The sequence below is a fragment of the Psychrobacillus glaciei genome, assembly GCF_008973485.1.
Taxonomy (GTDB): Bacteria; Bacillota; Bacilli; order Bacillales_A; family Planococcaceae; genus Psychrobacillus; species Psychrobacillus glaciei.
Window position 1 is genome coordinate 2,820,381 of record NZ_CP031223.1, and the last position, 22,078, is coordinate 2,842,458.

Sequence of the window (22,078 nt, forward strand, 5' to 3'; positions counted from 1 at the left end):
CATATTATAATCAATGCATGCATGAATGTCACGCATTTTATTTTAACGCTTCAACTCGCTAAAGTATTTGCTATTAAGAAAAGGGACGTGAGAATTTGTCAACCAAGTTATTTGCACTGGATATAGGTACAAGATCTGTAGTTGGAATCATCTTAGAAGAACGCGACCAATCATTTCACGTTGTGGATATACTAGTTAAGGAACACAAAGAACGAGCAATGGTTGATGGGCAAATACATAATGTTCTTAAAGTAGCGGAAGCAATTATTTCTATTAAAACACAATTAGAAGTAAAACACGGACCACTTGAAAAAGTAAGCGTTGCCGCTGCTGGACGTGCGTTAAAAACAGAACAAGCCATGGTAGAACTGGATATTAAAAACAGACCTATATTTTCAGAGGAAGACGTTAGTCGCTTGGAACTATCGGCGGTCCAAAAAGCTCAAACTAATTTAGTCCAAAAAGATTTCGAAAAACACTCTAGTCATTATTATTGTGTTGGATATAGTGTATTATACTATCGACTTGATGGGGAAGAAATAGGAAGCTTAGTTGACCAACAAGGGACAGTGGCTTCTATCGAGGTAATCGCTACTTTCTTGCCTAGAGTTGTCGTCGAATCATTATTATCTGCTTTAAAGAGAGCAGGTTTAGAGATGGAAGCTTTAACTTTAGAACCAATTGCTGCTATTAATGTATTAATACCGCCATCTATGCGGCGACTAAATGTTGCTCTTGTTGATATCGGTGCAGGAACGTCTGATATCGCTATCACAGATCACGGTACGGTTGTTGCCTACGGGATGGTTCCAAATGCCGGTGACGAGATAACAGAAGCATTAAGCGACCATTATTTATTAGACTTCCCGCTTGCAGAAGAAGCGAAGCGAGCTATTAATCAAAATGACTTTATACGTATTCAAGATATTTTAGGTTTTGATCAAAATATACCGAAAGAAGAAGTCATAGATGTTATTCGACCAGCGACTCTTGAATTAGCTACCTCTATTTCAAATGAGATACTTCGATTGAATAATAACAAACCAACCAAAGCAGTTATGCTTGTTGGAGGAGGCAGTTTAACTCCATCACTTACTACTATTCTTGCAGAAAAATTAGAGCTTCCTTCTAACCGTGTAGCTGTTCGTGGAATTGATGCTATTCAAAATTTAACGAAAGAAGACCATATTCCAGTTACACCTGAATTAGTTACACCTATTGGGATTGCAATCGCTGCAAAACGAGCACCAATTCAATATATGTCAGTAGAAGTAAACAATCAAATCGTTCGACTATTTGAATTAAAAGAAATGACTGTCGGAGATGCACTACTTGCAGCGAATATATCGGCACGAAAACTATATGGAAAGCCAGGTGCGGCACTTGCTGTTCAAGTAAATGGAAGAGACATTTATATCCCTGGCGAACACGGGAAACCAGCTCTTATTCACTTGAATGGACATGAAGCTAATACTAAAAAAACAATTAAAAGTAACGATAAGATTGAGCTATTTGAAGGTCAAGACGGGAAGGATGGGGAGGCAACGGTTCGAGATTTACTTGATGATGCTTCTGTTAAAACCGTTACATGTCAAGGAGTTATACATATAGTAGAACCAATTATTTCTATTAACAACCAAAAAGCATCTCTTGATACCGTGCTAAAAGAGAGAGATAAACTAACAGTAGAAACACCACAAACAGTGGAACAAGTATTAGTAGCAATCCGGAAAGAAAGTTATCTTTCTCAACTAAAACCATTTTCGATTACAATCAATGATAAGAACTACTTTATACCAGAGTTCACTACGTCGTTATGGTTAAATAACAATCCTGTGAAACTACAATATCCTGTTCAAGATAATGATATTTTAGAAATAAAAATAGTAAGCTCACCAAAGCTATTACAAATTGCTAATCAATTAGATAGAAAACTAGTCGATCAAATTAAAGTTATTTTTCAGAATGAAGAAATTGAACTATTTAAATCATGTGCAATTGTTTCCAATGGAGCAACACCTATTACTTCAGAGGATATCGTTCCAAATGGTTCAATTCTTCAATGGCAAGATGTCAATACTTCTTCTTGGATCTTTCAAGATGTCTTTCGCTTTTCTAATTGGACTTTACCGGATGCTAAGGGTTCCTTTCAAATTAGGAAGAATGGACAAGCATCTGGTTTTGATGAAGAAATCTTCGGTGGAGATCAACTAGAGATCGTTTTTAATTAAGAAAAGCGCAAGTGACCTTTATGTTCATCTTGTCCTCTCTGTTTCCAGAGTGCTTTGGACTAAATCCTCATCTACACTATTACCGTAGTAATTTGGCTCATGAAGTGACTGTGTCACTTCACGAGCCATTTTTTCAGGTAATCTTGTGGCTGGTGTTTGTCCGTCGCCATCTTGAAATAGATAGAGACAAGGTACATAAGCTTTGGATAATGAAAGAATAAATCCTATTCTACTCTTTTAAAAGCGGACGAAGATACAATTTCGTCCGCTCAGCGCTTCTTTATCAATGAATACTATCTATTTTTTCAGTTTCCACCAACTCTAATCATACACCCACTGATTCATGTATACTGTGTAAGTTAAAACTAAAAAAATCAAAATCTACCCCTTAAAGTTATACAATGAAGCCTTACTATTACTGAATTCCTAGCGATAGCTGGGCTAAATCTTCTTGTTAGGTACTACTCACTTAAAGGATTGGAGTGAAAGGTGGCGACTCCGGCGGGATGAGTGAGACAGATGAGCCATCTCAACGACGCGAATGCGGCGGTGATGACTCATCGGTCACCCCGCGGAACGCGTCCACCTGAAACGGAAATCCGGGGTATTTTTTAATTCTTTCAAGTAATATGAACGCTGGTTTCGCAGGTTGATAATCCATAAACTTTCTTATCTTTTTAGATAAACGCAAGCACCATTTAGGTGTATCTTACCTTCTCTATTTCCAAGTGCTTTGGACGAAACATTTGCTACACTATTGCAGTTAGAGTAATGGATGCTATCTATTTTCTTAAGTTCCACCAATAATTTATCTACCGCTTGAATCCTGTATACCGTGGACCGTAGAGGAAGGCGCCAAGATGGTTCGATCTCGGAAAGCAAGTATCTTTTTCCAATTTCGTTTTAACGTAAGCCATTCCAAATAAAAGTGGTAGTCCCTTCGTAATAATACGACTTAAAGGACTACCACTTTTACGTTTAGTTATTTGATTTGTTATTTACAACTGCATCCTTTATTGCTTCTGCAACTGATGTTGCATCATCATCTTCGTCCTTTTCGTCTGCTGTTACCTCTTCTGTCGTATGCGAAATAGTTTCCATATAGTCCATTGACTCTTCCCCTTCTGATGATGCAGTCCCATCATCTTGAGGAGAAGTTGGCATACCTTTAATCGATTTTACTTTCTCTACAAGTTGTCCCGATTGCTCTTGCAACTGCTTAGACAATTGAGTTGTCTTTTCCATTGCAGTTGAAGATAAATCTTTTGTTTTATCCTTTAATTGACTAGCTTGAATTGTAATATTTTCTCTCAGTTCTGTCCCAGTCTTTGGTGCTAATAATAATGCTGTAGCTGCTCCAATTATGCCACCAACAAGAACTCCAAGGATAAAGTCTTTACCATTTACTTCGTCATTACGGTAAATAGTTTCTCTACTTTCGTTATTGTAAGGTAGAGGTGGATACGTAGACTGCATTTGTTGGTTATACGATGATTGATTTTCATAATACTCATTATTGTGTTTTGCATCATTATAATTTGGTTTATTGTGATTATAATTGCTCATTTGACTTCCTCCAATAACTTATTATTTTTTTTTCGAATCGTATTCATTATAACCTGCTTCTTCTAATGCTTTCCGCTCTTTCCATTTGTCTCGAACGCCAAGAAAAACATTACTCCATTGAATCACTTGTGCAATCTTCTCTTCGTTTTTTTCTACCTCTGAAGAAACGGAAGAAGTAATCCGTTGAATAGAATAGTTTAAACCATTAACAGACGTTCCTACATTTTTTACTGCATCTACAACCGTGTTCAACTTCTCTGATTTTTTTTGAATATCTTCAGCTAATTCATTTGTTTTATGAAGAAGTTGCGCTGTTTCTTTCGTTACATTTTGTAAATTTGTATCTAGCCCTTCCAGTGTACTAGCAACATTATTTAATGTCTTTTTCACAGAAAATAAAGTAACTGCCAGGCTTATACAAAGTACTAAAAATGCAATTGCAGCTATAATAGCAGCTATGTATAAGAGATTTTCCATTTTGTATCCTCCTTCAATTGTCATATATCATTTTTACCCTAAAAGAATAAAAATAAACTTCTTTCTATATAATACTATACTACGGTTCTTTCGAATATTCTTTAAATAAAAAATGCTTAATCCGAAAATGGATTAGGCATTTTTTATTTAATCAGATAAGTAATTATACAATCCCAACTTAGTTACTGTCTAGAAACAAGTAACTAAACAAGCTTCTCTTCAAATGCTTGTTGATATTTTTGAACATCTCCTGCTCCCATAAATAAAAAGACTGCATTATCATAACGGAGCAATTGATTTACATTTTCTTCTGTTAAAATAATACTTCCTTCAATAATATCGGCTAATGTATGAATAGTTAGGTCTCCAGCATTTTCTCTCGCCGATCCAAAAATATCACATAAGAATACTTGATCTGAAAGATTTAAACTCTCGCCAAATTCATTTAAGAATTTTTGTGTTCTCGTAAAAGTATGTGGTTGAAAAATAGAAATAATTTTTCTATCTGGGTATTTTTGTCTAGCCGATTGTATCGTAGCTTTTATTTCAGTTGGATGATGTGCATAATCATCGATTATCATACGATCTCCAATAATCGTTTCTGTAAAGCGTCTTTTAACCCCTTCAAATGTTTCTAACCCTTTTTGAATAATTTCTGCAGGTACGTCCTCATAATGACAAAGAGAAATTACTGCTAAAGAATTCAAAACTGCATGATCACCGAATAAAGGAATTGTAAAACGATGGTAAAATTCATGACGAACAAATACATCAAAAGAAGTGCCTTCTGTCGTTCTTTCTAAGTTCCTAGCAGCAAAGTCATTTTGTTCCCCGAAACCATAGTAAAGTACAGGGACTGGAGCTTTAATTTCCTGTAAATACTTGTCGTCTCCACAAGCAATAATCCCTTTTTTCACTTGCATGGCCATGGATTGAAAAGCATTAAATACATCATCAACATCATGGAAATAGTCTGGATGATCAAAATCAATATTTGTCATAATTGCATAGTCTGGATGATAAGCTAAAAAATGTCTGCGATATTCGCATGCCTCAAACACAAAGTTAGCTGCATCTTTCATCCCTTTTCCTGTGCCATCTCCAATTAAAAAGGTGGTAGGTTTATATCCGCTTAATACATGCGAAAGTAGTCCTGTAGTAGACGTTTTGCCATGAGCACCAGTTACTGCTACTGAGGTAAACTGACTCATATAATTGCCTAAAAATTCATGGTATCGAATGATTGGCAAACCAAGTTCCTTCGCCTTTACTAACTCAGGATGACTATCTGGGAATGCGTTACCTGCAATAATAGTTATTCCTTCTTCAATATTAGCTTCATCAAATAATAGAACTTTTATATCTCGTTCATGTAATGGTTTTTCAGTAAAAAAATACTTTTCAATATCAGATCCTTGTACCTCGTTACCAACATCATGTAATATTTGTGCCAACGAGCTCATTCCAGACCCTTTAATGCCTGTAAAATGATATTTTGTCATACGTTGTAAACCTCCTGGGATATTCCCCATTTATATGCATATTCGAATCATAAATAGTTTATTCCGCCTTAGTAGACGTATTCCCAATTATATCATTATTTAATCGTTAATATTAATAAACTATATTAACTAAAAATTTGTTCCAGACTATCGTCTGTAAGTAGCACTTCTCTTGCTTTACTGCCTTTTTGCTCCGTTACATATCCATTTTCATACATTGCATCAATAAGTCTTGCTGCACGATTATAACCTAAATGAAATTTTCGCTGAAGTAAGGAAGTAGAGGCGGAACCTTGCTCCACAATAAACCGACATGCTTCCTCAAAGAGTTCATCTTGTTCTGATACATTCTCTGCCTTTTGAAGCAATTCCTCTTGTTCGAACATATACTCCGGTGTACCTTGTGTTCTTGCATAATCGATGATCGTTTCAATTTCTTCATCTGTTACAAACGTTCCTTGAATACGAACTGGGCTAGACATGCCATTACCTTGATATAGCATATCCCCTTTCCCTAATAATCTTTCGGCCCCTTGCTGATCTAAAATAGTACGCGAATCAATTTGTGAAGAAACGGAAAAAGCTATACGTGTTGGAATATTTGCTTTTATAAGTCCAGTTATAACATCAACTGATGGACGTTGTGTTGCCAATACTAAATGAATGCCACACGCTCGTGCTTTCTGAGCAATACGACAAATTGCGTCCTCTACTTCCGTAGGTGCCATCATCATTAAATCTGCAAGTTCATCTATTACAATCACAATAAACGGCAGCTTTTGAGCAAATTGTCTTTTCTCTGTTGCAAGTGAATTGTATCTATTTATATCTCTTACACCAATGTGAGCAAATAATTGATAGCGTCGTTCCATTTCTTCTACTGCCCATTTTAACGCGGCTGTTGCAGCCTTCACATCTGTAATTACAGGACTCACCAGATGAGGAATATGATTAAATGGTGCAAGCTCCACCATTTTTGGATCAATCAATAAAAGCTTTACTTCTTCTGGGGTTGCTTTATATAAAAGACTCACAAGAAGTGAATTAATAAAAACAGATTTCCCTGAACCTGTAGCACCAGCAATTAACCCATGGGGCATTTTCCGCAAATCCAGTGTCACAGGTTTTCCCGTAAGATCTAATCCTAACGCTACTTCAAGAGGAGATTCGGATTCAAAAAACACATTTGTATTAATCACTTCCGATAATCGGACAGCTCTTGATTTTCGATTCGGAATCTCTATACCAATAGAACTTTTCCCTGGTATTGGTGCTTGAATACGTATATCTTTTGCTGCCAAAGCAAGCTTTAAGTCGTCAGATAAGTTTCGAATTTTACTTACTTTTGTCCCGTGAGCTACGGTTATTTCGAATTGTGTTACAGCAGGACCTTGATCCATTTGAACAATTTCACCAGTTACCTGAAAATGAGATAATGCTTCTATAAGTGTAAATGCCTGCTCTTCCATCCATTCTCTATCTTCATTTTTCAATTCTGGTGGAAGTAAATAACTTAAATCTGGTCTAGCATAATTCGAAGGACTAGATGCTGGTTTTGAATCCGTTTCTAGCACTATTTTTTCTACCTTATTCGGTTCTTTCTTCGGCTGATAGACCGGCATCTCTTTTACTAGATTATTCATTTTTTCTTTATCCGATTTAAGCATTAGTACATTAAACGGTCTTATATTTTCTTTTTGTTTACTTGGTTTGACTTCAGACACCGTTTCTAAAGGAGTATCTTGTACTTGTTCATCTATATGCTTTGACGGTAATACTTTTTCCTCTTCGGTAAATGATACAAGAGGTAATACTTCATTTTCTTCCGCTTGTGTTGGAATTGCAGTAATTGCTAATTCCTCAAAGGGTAATTCTATTTCCCTTATTGTCTGCTCAATTGGTTCTTCTATTTTATTTTCTTGATTTCTCGAAAATCCAAAAACAGGTGAAGGTACTTGAGTTGGAGTAAATGCTTTTTTTCGTTTTTCTTTCACAGGTGGTTCTATTATTTCTTTTTTTGGCGCACGGTGCACAATTGGTTCTTGCTTTCTTTGTTGCCATAGTTCATGTGTATAGAGAGGTCTATACGGCTGATCATCTCTTATATGTTTATCTTTTATTGGTTGTCCCATTTCTTTTTCTATTTTCAGCTCACCAAATAAGCTATCTTTCTTTTCATCATCAGTTATTAAAGGAAATCGAAAAGGGGTTCTAGAGTGAGTTGGTGTAACCAGTTCTTCATCATCTTCTAATACTTGTGCTTCTCTATATTCATCTTCATTCGTCGCAAATAATTTTTTAAACCATTTCAAATTCATCACTCTTTCTACTAGATACATTCTATTTTAACAGTAATAACGGCTATCGTCCTTACTTATCTGAAGAAATTTAGAAAAACGCTAGCGTCCTTTAAGTGCATCTTGTCTTTACTATTTCCAGAGTGCTTTGGACGAAACATTGGTTACACTATTAACAGGGGAATTTTTGTGGATTGAAAAGTGACTGCGTCAATTCTCAATCCACTTTTTTCGGTAATTTTGTGGCGAATGTTTGTCCGTCACCTTCTCGAAATATGCAAAGTCATAATGCATTAGGTTTGGATAATGAGAGAATAAACCCTATTCTACTCTTTTAAAAGTGGACGAAGAGTCAAATTCGTCCGCTCTGCTCTTCTTTATCAATGGATGCTCTCTATTTTTCTCTAGTAGCGCCCGCTCTAATCATACACCCACTTATTCATATATACTGTGTACGGTAAAAGTAAAAACAATCAAGATCAAGCCTTTGAAAATATACTATGAAGCCTTACTATTACTGAATTCTTAGCGATAGATTGGGAAAATCTGCTTGTTAAGTACTACTCACTCCATGGATTGTAGTGAAAGGTGGCGGCCCCGCGGAAAGCGCCCACCTAAAACGGAAATCCGCGGTATTATTTAATTCTTTAAATTACTATGAACACTGCTTTCGCAGGAGGAAAATTCATATACTTTCTTATTCTTGGCACAAAAAAAGCACACCAAATTGGCATGCTTTCCTTCTTTATTGTAAAAACGAACGTCCCACTTCTTCTTGTTCCTCTAAAATTAGAATCCCTTTTACTTCTGGTGCGTTTGGGAGTGCTAATTCTCGAGCAGAACAAAGCATACCACTAGAAGCCACTCCGCGAAGCTCAGCATCTTTAATAACCATTCCTGAAGGCATTACTGCTCCCACTTTCGCAACGACAACTTTTTGGCCAGCTTCAACATTTGGTGCCCCACAAACTATTTGTAAAGTATGTTCTCCAATATTTACTTGGCAAACTTTTAACTTATCGGCATTTGGATGTTGTTCCAATGATTCAACGTAACCTACAACAAATTTTGGCGAAAGGTCTACATTTAGTATGTAATCTATTTCATTGGAAACTAAAGCTTGTTCTACTTTAGCTACTAGTTCTTTCGTTAAATTTACGATTCCGTTATCTTGAATTTCGGCGTAATTACTGAATTTAAAGATATTGATCGCCACTACTTCATTAGATTGAGCATCTTTAACAAGTGTTATATCACCTTTCGTCTCCGTTACTACTTTTTCAATTTTTTCTGGAGTTAGTTGTAGCAATAATACATCGCCAACTCCTTCTAGGTTGTAAAAAACATTCATTTTTCGTCTTTCTCCTTCACTACTCGATTTTTTGCTAATATAAATATTGGCTCTAAATTTCCATTTTCATATATAAAAGACAATGAAGTAATGGGTACAGTTCCAACTGTAAAAAAATGCATCGTCATTTGAGCTAGAACATCGTATCCCGTTTCATTTCTTATATCACCAATAATCATAACATCTTGATGGGGTACAGAAACAGTCATATCACCGATAATTATCTTTTTCATTTCCTTTAGTAGAGATTCATTGAGTATTCTGCTTGCATCATACCCATCATTGTTGTTGAAGAAATAAAAAATATTTCCAGCTACTTCATCTTTTTTAAAGTTATTTACTAAATTTCGAACTTGAAAAATGGACCTCTCTCGAATCTCAGTTTCACGAATCCCCCAACCCTCTAGCATCTTTTCATCAAGTAAACGATAAGTTTTCCCAAGATCTAATGCATAATATATTCTCGTTTCTGCCGTATGATCTTTGGTGATAAAACGATTTCCTTCATTCGATTTTGTAGGAAAGGATGTAGAACGTATGACTGGATAAATAGATGAAGATGGATTGATGTCTCCAGCCTTTTCCTTTTCCATCGCTTGGAATGTTTGATGAATCATATAGATTACTTCTTCAATAACTTGTTCTTTTTTTGTTTCGTATTTTGCTAAAATCGGAGGCACAGAAATATCAATTCCTTTGTTAATCGTTTTATGTGTAAGGCGAAGTTTGTTCGTCTCTCGATTATAATCGTATTCATATGTTTCTTCCGAAAGCTTCGTTTTTAATAAACGTATAAGTTCTTGCGCTTGCATTGTTACCCCTCCTTTTTTATTAGAAATTGCTTTTTCAGTTATCATTTCGAACGTTTCAGATTTATTTATAAAACATTAAGAAAAGCTCAAGTGTTCTTTACATCTCGTCTTTACTATTACCAGAGTGCTTTGGACGAAACATCAACTAACACTATTACCGTTGGAATTTTTGTGGCAGATGTTGGTCGGTCGCCCTCTTAATATATTTAGAGACAAAATACATAAGGTTTGAATAATGAGTGAATAAATCCTCTCCTACTCTTTTAAAAGCGGACGAAGAGTCAATTTCGTCCGCTCAGCACTTTTTTATGAATGAATGCTACCTATTTTTCTCAAGTTCCACCTAATCTAATCATCTACCCAATGATTTATATGCACTTTAGACAATGGGTATAAAAGGAATACCAAGTAGAGATTAAGACTTAGTGAGTTGAAAGGTTTCACGTATCAGCGTCTACTCTATGTATCTCTGTCTAAACACTCATTATAAGCACTAGTTTCTAATGTCGACCAAGCATATTGTCTTTCTTATTTATCCAGTTGATTGAAGCGGAAGGCGGCGATGGCTCACCCCACGGAAAACTTCTGCCTGCAGCGGAAATCAACCTCTTATGATCAAAAGTTTATACACTTTCTAATTCTTTAAGAAAAGCCCAATCGTCCTTAAGTGCATCCAGTGTTTGTCCTTCGCCTTCTTGGATTTTGTAAAGACATGATGCATTTGGTTTGGATAATGAGAGATAAGATGCTATCTTAATCTTTTAAAAGCGGACGAAGATTCGTCCGCTCAGCGCTTCATTATCATTAGACACTAATTAGATTGTTCGTAAAAACAATTCGATTTCTTCTTGTGTTTTGCGATCTTTGCTAACAAAACGTCCTTTTTCTTCCCCTTTGTCAAAAACAATGAAACTAGGAATGCCAAAAATATCCATTTGAATACAAAGATCCATAAATTTGTCTCGATCAACGGATATAAATTGAAAATCCGCAAAATTTTCTTCCACTTCCTTCATAAAAAGATCTATGAAATGGCAGTCTGGACACCAGTCCGCTGTAAATTTAAAAACTACTTTGCTCGCTTGTTTAAGCTCATCAAATTGTTCAATAGATGTTAGATTTTCCACTTATGTCCCTCCTTTAGTTAGTTGAAATGGATCTTACAATCTTCATCATATGTTCTAAGTTTAAAGCAATATTATGCTGTTTTGATATAGTTGTAAGTTTAATTCCACCAATACTCGTGATTAATTCAAAGTTATCTTCACTGTTTTGAATGATTGTTGCAAAACCAAAACGTCCATTTTGTTCAAATGTATTCTTTTCAACTATTTTTAAATTAGTATCTGCGATCATTAAATCATAATATAGTCGACTTCCAGGAAGCTCATTTGGGTTAACAAATAAAATGTATGAATCTTTTCCTTTAGATAATAAAATATTAGTTTGATCCGATGCGTTTTCAATAGCAAACCCCGTTGGCAAGAAGACTTTCAAGTTACCTACTTTTTCGTTAGCCTTTTCAGCATCTCCTTGAAACACTATTTTGGCATTCTCAATCCCATCTGTTGCTTGCTCTTCTACTGAAGAACAGCCTACCAATAAAATGACAGCTAGTGACACGATACATAATCGCATCCAATGTCGAGTCATTTACCTTCCTCCTATCAAAGCATAACTGCTATATAGTTTAACGATGATTCATACTCCATGCAACTACATTAACTTTTTAGAAAGCTCGTACTGTCCAATTAGAAGCAACATAATGTGCTCGAACATATCACTTCTTTTAACAAAGCCATTCGTAAATACGCCAATTGCGCCTTCATCGTGACGGATATCATTCTTATTCGTATAGACGTCCATTACTGGCCCAAGTTCCGAACCCGCTTTCAACTGAATTGCAATTTCTATCGGCAAAGGGATACCCGCTCCAGCTGCAGTAAAAACTGTACCATCATTTGTTACAAGAGCCCCCCAATTACAAATATACATGATTCCATCTATTTCATGCACTCCACCTTCTAATCCTACTCCAAAGGTTCCTTCCGTGTTCTTCATCAACTGTTTCGCACGGTTTATGGCACCTTTTCTAGTTTCTTCATCACTCATTGGTTGGTTTGATACAAGAGATGGTACTTCTATGTTTATAAATTCTGCATCTGGATAATATATTGTAGCGATTGTGCGCACAGCTTTTGTTTTAGCTCTATTATTGGTTCCTATTAATATTTTCATACAATGTATCTCCTATCTAGAAAAAAGGATGCCACTAGGGCACCCAATTATACATTTGCTTTTATTGTTTCTAAAGTTGTTCGGTCACATGTTTTTACTAATTTAGTAATCAATTCTTTTGCTGCAGCATAATCATCTGTATGAATAATGGAAGCAGAAGTATGGATATAACGAGAGCATATTCCAATTACTGCACTTGGTATTCCTTCATTTGATGTATGAACACGACCTGCATCTGTTCCACCTTGAGAGATGAAATATTGATAAGGGATTTTATGCGTTTCTGCTGTATCTAATACAAATTCTCTCATACCTCGATGGGTTATCATCGTACGGTCAAAAATACGTAAAAGAGTTCCTTTTCCCAGTTGACCAAATTCATTTTTATTCCCAGAAGCATCATTCGCAGGGCTTGCGTCTAATGCAAAGAATAGATCAGGGTTAATCATATTCGCTGAAGCTTGTGCACCGCGTAGGCCAACTTCTTCCATTACATTTGCTCCTGAATAAAGCATATTCGGTAATTGCTCATTTTGCACTTCTTTTAATAATTCAATAGCAAGTCCGCAACCATAACGGTTATCCCAAGCTTTTGCCATAATTTTTTTGTCATTTGCCATTGGTGTAAAAGGACATACAGGAACAATTTGATCTCCTGGTTTCACACCCATCCGAAGCACATCGGCTTTATCGTCAGCACCAATATCGATTAACATATTCTTAATATCCATTGGTTTATTTCGCATCTCATCACTCAATAAGTGAGGTGGTATCGATCCAATTACACCAGGAATTGTTTTTTCATTCGTCACAATCTCTACTCGTTGAGCAAGTAAAACTTGGCTCCACCATCCACCCAATGTTTGAAAACGAATCATACCGTTATCTGTAATGCCGGATACCATAAAACCAACTTCATCCATATGACCTGCTACTAAAATTTTCGGTCCATTTTCATCGCCTTTTTTTAAGCCGAAAATACCACCTAAATTATCTTGTACAATTTCATCTGAATACTTTTCAAGCTCACTGCGCATAAAAGACCGAACTGCATGCTCATTACCTGGTGCACCTGGTAATTCTGTTAATGTTTTAAATAGCGAACGTGTTTCCTCATTCATCTGTAAAGCCTCCTAAAGCTACGTATCAATTTAATTTAGTGAAAATAGAGATTCCTTTTCTATTGTAATAAAAGTTTGAACTGTTTACTACAGATAAACTTCGACTTCCGAAAAATTTATTTGAATGGTGATATATGTTACACTAAAAAAAAGACGCAAGGAGGAGTAGTATTGAAGCTTCGTGATTATATGATGGGTCTTGGAACAGGTATTGTAATTGGAATAGTCGCTAGTCGAGCAGCAAGCAAAATGGATATTAATCGATCTGCAGAACTTATTTTAAAGGAAATAAAAAATTCTTTTAAAAAGGAAGGTCCAATCGATGGTTCATGGATTTTCATGAGTCCTGAACCTTTTCAGAAAGAAGCTATTCATATAAATGTATATAAAGGCGGAATTACTCGAGTGAAAAATGGTCTACTCGAACAATTTGAATTTGCTGCTGACGCAAAAACGGGAACAGTTGTGGAGTTAGTGAAAGTTCAATAATTTTTACTAGGAATAACTAAACTTTCGCAGTGTGAAATAAAAAAATGGTCAAATATTATAAAAGCGTCCGAAGATACAACTTCGGACGCTTTTAGTTGCTTTATTAATGGATACTATCTTAATATCGTGTTCGTGACATTTTATTCACTATTTCTTTCCCATCCTCTGACCATTTGATCATACGATAAAAGGCATCGTGATAAAAGCTGAACCAATAATTTTGGTGTAACCCTTCATTCACCCATTTTTCTTTGGCGAATACAGAAGTCATTGGATAATCGTCGTATGCTAATACCCACAAAGGATTTTGATGTGCATGAGTGGGCATCAAGTCTGCCATATGAATAATGGTTTCTCCATTTTGTTTAAACAAAATAATACTATGCCCATCGCTATGACCACCAGTATGAATCATCTCAATACCATCCAATACTTCAATGGAATTTGAAAACGGGATAACTTGCCCTTCAACTGGTTCCCAGTTCTCTTTCCAATAAGTATTTCGTGAACGAATATTTGGATTTCTCATCTCATTCCATTCGACATCTGATACGTAAATTTTCGCATTTGGAAAACTTGATACCAACTTATCATCTTCCCATCTTGTTAAACCACATGCATGGTCAAAATGGAGATGCGTCATGAGAATTAGATCAATTTCTTCAGGTAAAATTCCTAGTTGAGCTAGATCGTCCTCCACCTGAGATTGATCGGACACTCCGTAATTTCTGAGTTGTTTCTCTGTAAATTTTCCGAAGCCAAGTCCTGCTTCTATCAATATATTATGTCCTTTGTATTGAATGAAAAGAGGATCTGATGGTAACTCAATTTGATTTTTTTCATTGACGGGGTATTTCTTTTCCCATAGTGGTTTTGGCACTACTCCGAACATGGCACCCCCATCCATGTAAGTTGTCCCGCCCTTTAGCCAAGTTAACGACATGTCGTGAAATTGAAACGTATCCATTCTCCCAGGTCCCCTTTTACACGTATTTTGCTTCTACTCGATAAATCGGTTGTCCCTTTGCAGAAAATTTTTCTTCGTATTCTGTCATAATATTATCTTCTGGCATATTTGCATGTAAATCGAGTGACACATCTTTTATTAACATCCCATAAGCCGACATGCTAATTAAAGAATATTCGAATAAACCTCGATTATCCGTTTTAAAATGAATTTCAGCATTATCTACTAAAATAGATTCATATAGTTTTAAAAACACTTCATGTGTTAGACGTCTTTTTGCATGTCTAATTTTCGGCCAAGGATCAGAAAAGTTTAAATAGACGCGGTCTACATCATTTTTTTCAAAGTACTTTGCCAAATCTGCTCCATTTACTTTTAGCAAGCGTAAGTTCGGTAGTGGTTGTGCAGCAAGCACATTTTCTAATGCACTTACGATTACACTATCATATAGCTCAATCCCAATATAATTAATAGCAGGATTTTGTTTAGCCATGCCCGTTATAAACTGACCTTTTCCTGTACCAACTTCTATATGGAGTGGATTATTATTTTTAAATTCAGTATTCCATTTTCCTTTTAGGTCTTCCGGATTTGGAATTACAATTTCAGGATGAGCAATTATAAAATCATCTGCCCATGGTTTATGTCTTAGCCTCATTACATTAACTCCCTTTACTTTTTGGTTTTGCCAAATTCCAAGCTTTTGATTGTACAGAAAAAGAATAACTTTGATCTACATACGTCATACAAGAGAACTCTCCATCTACATGTCCATATACTTGATCATGCATTGTTATTCTAAAATTCTTCGCTTGAAATTGTTTCACTTCTTTATACTTTGTATGTTTTCCGAAAAAAACAGTTCCGAATATAAATAATAACTTCCATCTAGTTAATTTATTCACAACTGTCATTTCGATTAATTGATCATTTGGTTGAGAGTTTGGAGATATCTTCATTCCTCCACCGAAAAACGGCTGATTGCATACGACAATAAACCAAACATCATCAAACTTTATCGTATCTTCTTCCGTATGTAAAGTGAAGGAAAATCTATTGAATGTTAATAGTTCTTTTATCACATATAGTATGTACGTTAATTTCCCTAATTCTAATGCATTTAACCACTTTTTCCACTTGGAATTATTGACAGAATAAACTACTTTCGCATCAAAACCAAAACCTGCATTATTTACAAATCCATAGGAATCTTGAGGAGCTGTTAATTTCCCAAAATCTAATTCCTCATATGGATTAAAATCATTTACATACTCCTGTAACTGTTCTACCGTTTGAAAAATAGAAAATGTCCGACCAAAGTCATTTCCACTACCTGCAGAAATAACTCCAATTCGAACATGTTCATATTCAGTTACACCAGAAATAATTTCGTGAATTGTTCCATCTCCACCAATAGCAATAATGAATACATCTTCCGTGCTATTTTCTGCACAATTCTTAGCAATTTCTGTAGCGTGTCCGGTATATTCTGTAAGATAATAACTGTAAGGAAAGGTTATTTTAGCTTTCCAAGCCACCCATATTTTTTTCGCTCGTCCACGACCTGCATATTCGTTCACAATGAAGACGACTTTATTCATTTATTTCCTCACCGTCTACTTCCCAACCCGCTCTTGAATAGGAGGTTGTTTGTACTAGATCAAGTATCGACTGTGCAGCTTTAAATTGCATATGCTTCATAGGTGATGGGGATGACTTTAATGTCAAAAACCACTCTGGAAATTTTCTTGAATCTACAAATTGCGTATTAAAAGAAGTACCCGGATAATCAATATATCCATTTCTCGATAGAATTACCTTTTTAATTGGCAAATCAATCTCTTCTTTCTTAAAAATTTGCAATAGGATTGACTCCATCCGGTTCAATCCAACCATAGGACTCAATATTTTCTTCTCTTCCGTACCGCTTTTTCGAACCCAGAAACGATCGCTGCTTCCAATATAAGCATCCAAATCTTTTGCCTCAAGTACAACTAGACAAATAATTTCTGTAGGCAATATTAGAAGAATATCCAGTTCAACTGGAGCTTTTTTTAGTTTTAATATGGGATAATAAAACAAGAAATAATTATCTGGAAGTTGTAAGGTAAGGGATCGCAATAATTTATCTCGCATAAACTTTGGATCAACATATGACTTTTCACGTAATGTTGAGCTAGCCCACTTCAATTGAAAATGAAAAAGCTGATTTAAATACATTCGCTTTAACTCTTCTTTCGTTTGTGGGTTGTACACAATATTAGGCTGAAAATGTAGCGTTGTAGCCTCCTCTAGGACAACATCTTCTTCTTGTAACTCCGTTGGTTCCCATGTAATTTCTTCCAATTTTTCTTCTTTCTTGCGATTAAGAAACTTTGAGAAAAGGGATTTTTTCTCAGACACTTCTACTTCATCTTCCTTTTCTAGCCAAGATGAATCAAAAGCTCCTTTTTCCCATTCCACTTTTGTTCGTTCCCACTGTTGCTTCTTTAATCGAACAAATTGAGTTGGGTATCTCTTTAGATCAACTTGATAACGAGATATATAGTCTTGAAGCTTTACTAGTTGAGCCATTTCTTAACCTCCCCCACTATGCATGATATATAATTCCTCGTAGCGAGGTGTATTAGTTGGACTTACTCTAAATAAAGAGATATTAGTAACCTTAAAGGTTGTACTTTCAAGAGGAAAATTTTCCATGGATAGTAATCCTTTAGAGGCCCATTTTTTGGCTATCGTAATATGGGCATTAAACTCTTTCCGATTATCAACTTCTATATAATTAGAAATTGTTCTAGTAACCTTTTCCTGCAATAATGTTAAAGATTCACTTTCTTTTAGTGCTGTATATACTACTCTCGGAGTGAGATTATTTCCAAAATGAGAGATTCCATTCGTCGTTAGATCAAAAGATTTCCAGTCGATATTTTGATCTAACGACTGGATTATTTGATCTACAGAATTTTGCTCAATCTGGCCTAAATAATAGAGCGTAATATGCAAGTCCTCCGCAACAGGCAATATTTTATGCGTTTCATGCAAATTAGTTGTATCTCTTGCTTCAACGATAGAAGTTGCAAGATTACTCGGAATTTTAATACCTATAAAATAATGTGTGTTCATCCTTTATAAGATGTTGGTATTTTTTTCTCAAAAGCTTGTTGTATCTTTTCCGTCCATTCACCACGTTTTGCGTTTCCAATTGCTTGTCCATTAATCGAAATAACCGGCATCACTTCCGCATTTGTTGAAGACATGATAAATTCATCCATTTCTAATGCTTGTTGTTTTGTAAAAGCTTCTTCTACAACAGGTAAACCAACCTCTTTGCAACAATCCAAAATAACGTGTCTTGTAATCCCATTTAATATCAAGTTACTTACTGGATGTGTATAAAGTACACCATCTTTTATGCCGTACATATTAGAAGATGATCCTTCTGTAATTGTTTCACCTCGGTGTAAAATTGCCTCATAGCAATCTTTACTAATTGCTTCTTGTTTTGCAAGGACATTCCCTAGAAGATTTAAAGACTTTATATCGCAACGAAGCCATCTTATATCTTCTACAAAACATGCTTTTACCCCATTCTCCAGTTGATCTAATGGACGTGTAGTTTCTTTTGTATAAGCCGTCAGTACTGATTCTACTGCAGGAATCGGAAAATTATGCTGTCTAGGAGTAGTCCCACGAGTAACTTGCAAATAAATTTGACCATTTTGCACTTCATTCGTTTCGATTAATTCATGTATCATTTTATGCAGTACATCTTTTGTATAAGGGATGACTAATTGAATTTTATCTGCACTTGCATATAAACGGTCAATATGTTCCGTGGCAGTAAATACATCGCCATTATAAATTTTGATCACTTCATAAATTCCATCTCCAAATTGATAGCCACGATCTTCGTATCCAATTTTTACTTCCTGTTCACTTACAATTTGATCATTCCACAATATTTTTGCCATTAGATGTCACCTGCTTTTGTATTTTTTCCCGCTAGTTCAACGATTGCGTCCGCATAAATTGCAGTAGCTTTGACTAGATCATCAATATCTACATATTCATCAACTTGGTGTGCTACATCTTTTCTCCCTGGAAAAAGCATACCGAATGCAACACCTTTTTTAAGAACACGCGCATATGTGCCACCACCGATAGCTAACAATTCTGCTTCTTCTCCCGTTTGTCTCTCATACACTTTTTGTAGTGATTTTATAAGTATATCTTCTTTATCGACATAATGAGGCTTAGAATTAGACCCAAGATCAAGTGTAATTCCTGTATGTTGAAGTGTTTCTCTGCATAGACTTAGTTTTTCTTCAAATGGGTAACTAACCGAATAACGCATACTAACTTGGGTGCAAGACCCTTGTGCTGGGGCATAATGAATGACACCAGCATTTAATGTAGTATCTCCAGAAACTTCATCTGTAAAGTTTAAAGATAAAGCATGTCCTCTACTTTCATCTCCAAATGATGTTACTAGAAACTCTACAAATGCTTTGGAATGAGGAGTTAAACTAATTGTTCTTAAAAATTTTGCTAATAAAATTCCTGCATTCACTCCATCATTCGGCTCCATTGCATGCGCCGATTTCCCATGTACTAATACTTTCAACATAGATCCTTCTTGAACTACTTCTCCAGTAATGTGATGTTCAGATGCAAATTCATTAAACTTCTCTTTAATGGAATGTAACCCTCCAAAAATAAGTGCAAATGCTTCCTCAGGAACCATATTTGTTCGTTTCCCAGCCTGGAAAAACTGAATAGTCTCCGTATCAGATGAGCCTGTTTGTGTAAAAATCAAAGTTGCGATGCCTTTTTCAGCGTTTATAATTGGAAAATCTGCATCAGGTGCAAAACCTATTTGTGGCATTTGTTCTTTTGCAAAATAGCGATCTACACAACGAAATCCACTTTCTTCATCCGTCCCAATAATTAGACGTACTTTTTTAGAAAGTTCAATACCTGCTTCTTTTACTAATTTCATCGCCATCCAAGCTGCAATGGTTGGTCCTTTATCATCAATAGCCCCACGTCCGTATACTTTATCATTTGCTACAGCACCTTCAAATGGAGGATAAGTCCATCCTTTCCCCTCAGGTACAACATCCACATGACACAGAATCCCGAGAATTTCTTCCCCTTCTCCCATTTCAATATGTCCCGCCATATTATCAATATTCTTTGTAATAAGCCCTGCTTTTTCACCTTCACTTAACATATGAAGAAGTGCTTCAAGGGGTTTTGGTCCAAAAGGCATTTCTTCCGTAACAGCTTTTTCATCCAGCACACTAGGAATTTGAATCAATCTTTGAAGGTCTTCTACAATTTCCGTTCGCTTTAGTTCCGCTAATTCTAACCAGTTCATTGTTATTTCCTCCTACCCTATTCGTATAACGCTATTTTACACTTTTTTTCAACTTATCACACGAAAAGAAGGCATTTTCAGACTTCTATTTCCGCTTGGTAAAGAGGTCTATTCTATTCATTTCACGAAAAACATATATAAAGTCGCGTTTGTTTATTAACCACTTTCTTACACAAAATACTTGTAAGGAAAGCATTAAAATCTTAGTTAGAATTTGTTTGTTTTAGTTTCGGTTTGGTGGAGGATACAATTTCGGGCAAAACGTATTTTTATTACGCGTAATATAGAACGGTTTTTTTATAGAGTGCGCAACAGGTAATCTAAACAGTAATCACCGAGATTTAGCGCTCTGGTATTCGCTTTCCACGGGCGTGGCCTCAGCCTCCTCGCTGCGTTGTGGGGTCTTCAGCTAACGCTATTTCCGCAGGAGTCTCATGCTCCTGCGCGAGCTCGTCGCAAAAAAGAAGTTGCTCCTGCGCGAGCTCGTCGCAGAAAAGAAGTTGCTCCTGCGCGAGCTCGTCGCAGAAAAGAAGTTGCTCCTGCGCTAGCTCGTCGCAAATGCAATTTACCGCCGCGCTAAATCCACATAATGTAGTATTCTTTAAAATAAAAACCGATAAGTGAATAAGCTAAAAAATACGCTTTAAATGTGACCGCTGTCTCTTAATATAGGTTTTACTTGGTATGAGATGACGTTTATAAAGTGTACACTACTTAAATTGAACATAACGGTAGCTATCTTGCGATTAAAGGGTTCTAATTTGCGATTAGGATACTTTACTTTGCGATTTCGGTGTTAGATCTTGCGATTCAAGGATACTATCTTACGATTAGAAAAAAGTTGCATCATCTTATAATAGAAAGCACCTATCCTGTGGTAACGAGTCCCTTTTTGCGCATAATTTATGCGACGGCACATAGTATAGCCAACAAGCTACGTTGATTGTAGCGAAAGGGAGGCGACTCCAGCTGGATGAGTGAGACAGATGAGCAATCGCAGGCGAATGCGTAGCGTCGGCGATGGCTCATCGCTCACCCGGCGGAAAGCGTCCGCACTGTAGCGAAAATCCTAGCGGTAACTAGTACGCACTATATAAACAATGCGTTCTTTGCACTCTTTAATATGAGTGATACAAGTTTAAAATAGATGCTTCATAGATAAAGTTAAGCGGTAATTTACTGGTCATTTTTGGATAATCAACAGACCTGATATAAAGTTTTTGTAAATAAACTGCTTTTTTATAGAAATTTTATCGTTAATCTACTATAATTAAATTGTCAGATAATATATTACTGACTACCAATATAGTAAAGGGGCTGTAAATTGCAATTACCTAGTTGCTTTTCACCCAAGTCGTCCGCTAGTCTAGCCACGAGATATGAAGATGAAGGAGTGGTTACTTTTGAAACCTACTACTGATCGGATGCTCAATCGAATTAAAGATATGTATATGTTCATCCTTGATCACGGAACTGTTACAACTCAAGATTTAGTCGATGAATTTGGCATCACTCCTCGCACAATTCAACGAGATTTGAATGTACTTGCGTTTAATGACTTAGTCATTAGCCCAACCAGAGGCAAATGGACCACGACGAACAAACGCATTAAAATGACATCTTAGACCTTGCCATATGAAAAGAATG

The 22,078-nt window shown here is 36.0% G+C and carries 20 protein-coding genes; 3 read left to right on the plus strand and 17 right to left on the minus strand.

Annotation, left to right across the window (positions count from 1 at the left end):
* The first annotated feature begins 95 nt into the window (after positions 1-95).
* Positions 96-2,231, plus strand: coding sequence for a cell division protein FtsA (locus PB01_RS13155; RefSeq protein ID WP_151700632.1), 2,136 nt, complete (start codon positions 96-98; stop codon positions 2,229-2,231).
* A gap of 978 nt (positions 2,232-3,209) precedes the next feature.
* Here PB01_RS13155 and PB01_RS13160 read toward each other — a convergent pair.
* From PB01_RS13160 to PB01_RS13205, 10 genes are all read right to left on the minus strand, one after another.
* Entirely contained in the window at positions 3,210-3,797 is a 588-nt protein-coding gene (locus tag PB01_RS13160; protein WP_151700633.1) for a YtxH domain-containing protein, read from the minus strand.
* 21 nt (positions 3,798-3,818) lie between these two features.
* Complete coding sequence (locus PB01_RS13165; RefSeq protein ID WP_151700634.1) at positions 3,819-4,274, minus strand: DUF948 domain-containing protein; 456 nt, start codon at positions 4,272-4,274, stop codon at positions 3,819-3,821.
* A gap of 203 nt (positions 4,275-4,477) precedes the next feature.
* Complete coding sequence (gene murC / locus PB01_RS13170) at positions 4,478-5,776, minus strand: UDP-N-acetylmuramate--L-alanine ligase (RefSeq protein WP_151700635.1); 1,299 nt, start codon at positions 5,774-5,776, stop codon at positions 4,478-4,480.
* Between the two features lie 125 nt (positions 5,777-5,901).
* Positions 5,902-8,088, minus strand: a complete 2,187-nt coding sequence (locus PB01_RS13175; protein ID WP_404815084.1) for a DNA translocase FtsK — start codon at positions 8,086-8,088, stop codon at positions 5,902-5,904.
* A gap of 730 nt (positions 8,089-8,818) precedes the next feature.
* On the minus strand, positions 8,819-9,424 hold the full coding sequence (gene ytpR, locus PB01_RS13180) for a YtpR family tRNA-binding protein (protein WP_151700637.1): 606 nt from the start codon (positions 9,422-9,424) through the stop codon (positions 8,819-8,821).
* Positions 9,421-10,236 (minus strand): DUF1444 family protein, encoded by an 816-nt coding sequence (locus PB01_RS13185; protein ID WP_151700638.1) that lies wholly within the window; start codon positions 10,234-10,236, stop codon positions 9,421-9,423. The genes ytpR and PB01_RS13185 overlap by 4 nt, the downstream gene beginning before the upstream one ends.
* A gap of 815 nt (positions 10,237-11,051) precedes the next feature.
* The gene (locus PB01_RS13190) at positions 11,052-11,363 is read right to left on the minus strand and encodes a thioredoxin family protein (RefSeq protein ID WP_151700639.1); all 312 of its coding nucleotides are present in this window, start codon (positions 11,361-11,363) and stop codon (positions 11,052-11,054) included.
* A gap of 13 nt (positions 11,364-11,376) precedes the next feature.
* Positions 11,377-11,889 (minus strand): hypothetical protein, encoded by a 513-nt coding sequence (locus tag PB01_RS13195; RefSeq protein ID WP_151700640.1) that lies wholly within the window; start codon positions 11,887-11,889, stop codon positions 11,377-11,379.
* A 63-nt stretch (positions 11,890-11,952) separates the two neighbouring features.
* On the minus strand, positions 11,953-12,474 hold the full coding sequence (locus PB01_RS13200; protein ID WP_151700641.1) for a DUF84 family protein: 522 nt from the start codon (positions 12,472-12,474) through the stop codon (positions 11,953-11,955).
* A 47-nt stretch (positions 12,475-12,521) separates the two neighbouring features.
* On the minus strand, positions 12,522-13,595 hold the full coding sequence (locus tag PB01_RS13205) for a M42 family metallopeptidase (RefSeq protein WP_151700642.1): 1,074 nt from the start codon (positions 13,593-13,595) through the stop codon (positions 12,522-12,524).
* Between the two features lie 171 nt (positions 13,596-13,766).
* Between PB01_RS13205 and PB01_RS13210 the strand changes: the two genes are divergently transcribed.
* The gene (locus PB01_RS13210) at positions 13,767-14,084 is read left to right on the plus strand and encodes a hypothetical protein (RefSeq protein ID WP_151700643.1); all 318 of its coding nucleotides are present in this window, start codon (positions 13,767-13,769) and stop codon (positions 14,082-14,084) included.
* A gap of 118 nt (positions 14,085-14,202) precedes the next feature.
* Here PB01_RS13210 and PB01_RS13215 read toward each other — a convergent pair whose 3' ends face one another.
* The 7 genes from PB01_RS13215 to pepV are packed head-to-tail and all read right to left on the minus strand — an operon-like array spanning position 14,203 to position 20,431.
* Positions 14,203-15,051, minus strand: coding sequence for a YtnP family quorum-quenching lactonase (locus tag PB01_RS13215; protein WP_151700644.1), 849 nt, complete (start codon positions 15,049-15,051; stop codon positions 14,203-14,205).
* A 16-nt stretch (positions 15,052-15,067) separates the two neighbouring features.
* Complete coding sequence (gene trmB, locus PB01_RS13220) at positions 15,068-15,709, minus strand: tRNA (guanosine(46)-N7)-methyltransferase TrmB (RefSeq protein WP_151700645.1); 642 nt, start codon at positions 15,707-15,709, stop codon at positions 15,068-15,070.
* A gap of 4 nt (positions 15,710-15,713) precedes the next feature.
* Positions 15,714-16,652, minus strand: coding sequence for a diacylglycerol/lipid kinase family protein (locus PB01_RS13225; RefSeq protein WP_151700646.1), 939 nt, complete (start codon positions 16,650-16,652; stop codon positions 15,714-15,716).
* Positions 16,645-17,625 (minus strand): nuclease-related domain-containing protein, encoded by a 981-nt coding sequence (locus PB01_RS13230; protein WP_151700647.1) that lies wholly within the window; start codon positions 17,623-17,625, stop codon positions 16,645-16,647. Before PB01_RS13230 ends, PB01_RS13225 begins: the two co-directional genes overlap by 8 nt.
* A gap of 3 nt (positions 17,626-17,628) precedes the next feature.
* The gene (thpR, locus tag PB01_RS13235) at positions 17,629-18,174 is read right to left on the minus strand and encodes an RNA 2',3'-cyclic phosphodiesterase (RefSeq protein ID WP_151700648.1); all 546 of its coding nucleotides are present in this window, start codon (positions 18,172-18,174) and stop codon (positions 17,629-17,631) included.
* A complete protein-coding gene (dat, locus tag PB01_RS13240) occupies positions 18,171-19,022 on the minus strand; it encodes a D-amino-acid transaminase (RefSeq protein ID WP_151700649.1) in 852 nt (283 codons plus the stop codon). Before dat ends, thpR begins: the two co-directional genes overlap by 4 nt.
* The gene (gene pepV / locus PB01_RS13245; RefSeq protein ID WP_151700650.1) at positions 19,022-20,431 is read right to left on the minus strand and encodes a dipeptidase PepV; all 1,410 of its coding nucleotides are present in this window, start codon (positions 20,429-20,431) and stop codon (positions 19,022-19,024) included. Before pepV ends, dat begins: the two co-directional genes overlap by 1 nt.
* Positions 20,432-21,834: 1,403 nt before the next feature.
* Here pepV and PB01_RS13255 point away from each other — a divergent pair.
* Positions 21,835-22,056, plus strand: a complete 222-nt coding sequence (locus PB01_RS13255) for a DeoR family transcriptional regulator (RefSeq protein WP_151700651.1) — start codon at positions 21,835-21,837, stop codon at positions 22,054-22,056.
* Positions 22,057-22,078 lie beyond the last annotated feature (22 nt).

Excerpts from the sequence above, each read along its gene's own strand:
- PB01_RS13160 (WP_151700633.1), bottom strand. The coding sequence starts at position 3,797 with ATGAGCAATTATAATCACAATAAACCAAATTATAATGATGCAAAACAC.
- PB01_RS13165 (WP_151700634.1), bottom strand. The coding sequence starts at position 4,274 with ATGGAAAATCTCTTATACATAGCTGCTATTATAGCTGCAATTGCATTT.
- murC (WP_151700635.1), bottom strand. The coding sequence starts at position 5,776 with ATGACAAAATATCATTTTACAGGCATTAAAGGGTCTGGAATGAGCTCG.
- ytpR (WP_151700637.1), bottom strand. The coding sequence starts at position 9,424 with ATGAATGTTTTTTACAACCTAGAAGGAGTTGGCGATGTATTATTGCTA.
- PB01_RS13185 (WP_151700638.1), bottom strand. The coding sequence starts at position 10,236 with ATGCAAGCGCAAGAACTTATACGTTTATTAAAAACGAAGCTTTCGGAA.
- PB01_RS13195 (WP_151700640.1), bottom strand. The coding sequence starts at position 11,889 with ATGACTCGACATTGGATGCGATTATGTATCGTGTCACTAGCTGTCATT.
- PB01_RS13200 (WP_151700641.1), bottom strand. The coding sequence starts at position 12,474 with ATGAAAATATTAATAGGAACCAATAATAGAGCTAAAACAAAAGCTGTG.
- PB01_RS13205 (WP_151700642.1), bottom strand. The coding sequence starts at position 13,595 with ATGAATGAGGAAACACGTTCGCTATTTAAAACATTAACAGAATTACCA.
- PB01_RS13215 (WP_151700644.1), bottom strand. The coding sequence starts at position 15,051 with ATGGATACGTTTCAATTTCACGACATGTCGTTAACTTGGCTAAAGGGC.
- trmB (WP_151700645.1), bottom strand. The coding sequence starts at position 15,709 with ATGAGGCTAAGACATAAACCATGGGCAGATGATTTTATAATTGCTCAT.
- PB01_RS13225 (WP_151700646.1), bottom strand. The coding sequence starts at position 16,652 with ATGAATAAAGTCGTCTTCATTGTGAACGAATATGCAGGTCGTGGACGA.
- PB01_RS13230 (WP_151700647.1), bottom strand. The coding sequence starts at position 17,625 with ATGGCTCAACTAGTAAAGCTTCAAGACTATATATCTCGTTATCAAGTT.
- thpR (WP_151700648.1), bottom strand. The coding sequence starts at position 18,174 with ATGAACACACATTATTTTATAGGTATTAAAATTCCGAGTAATCTTGCA.
- dat (WP_151700649.1), bottom strand. The coding sequence starts at position 19,022 with ATGGCAAAAATATTGTGGAATGATCAAATTGTAAGTGAACAGGAAGTA.
- pepV (WP_151700650.1), bottom strand. The coding sequence starts at position 20,431 with ATGAACTGGTTAGAATTAGCGGAACTAAAGCGAACGGAAATTGTAGAA.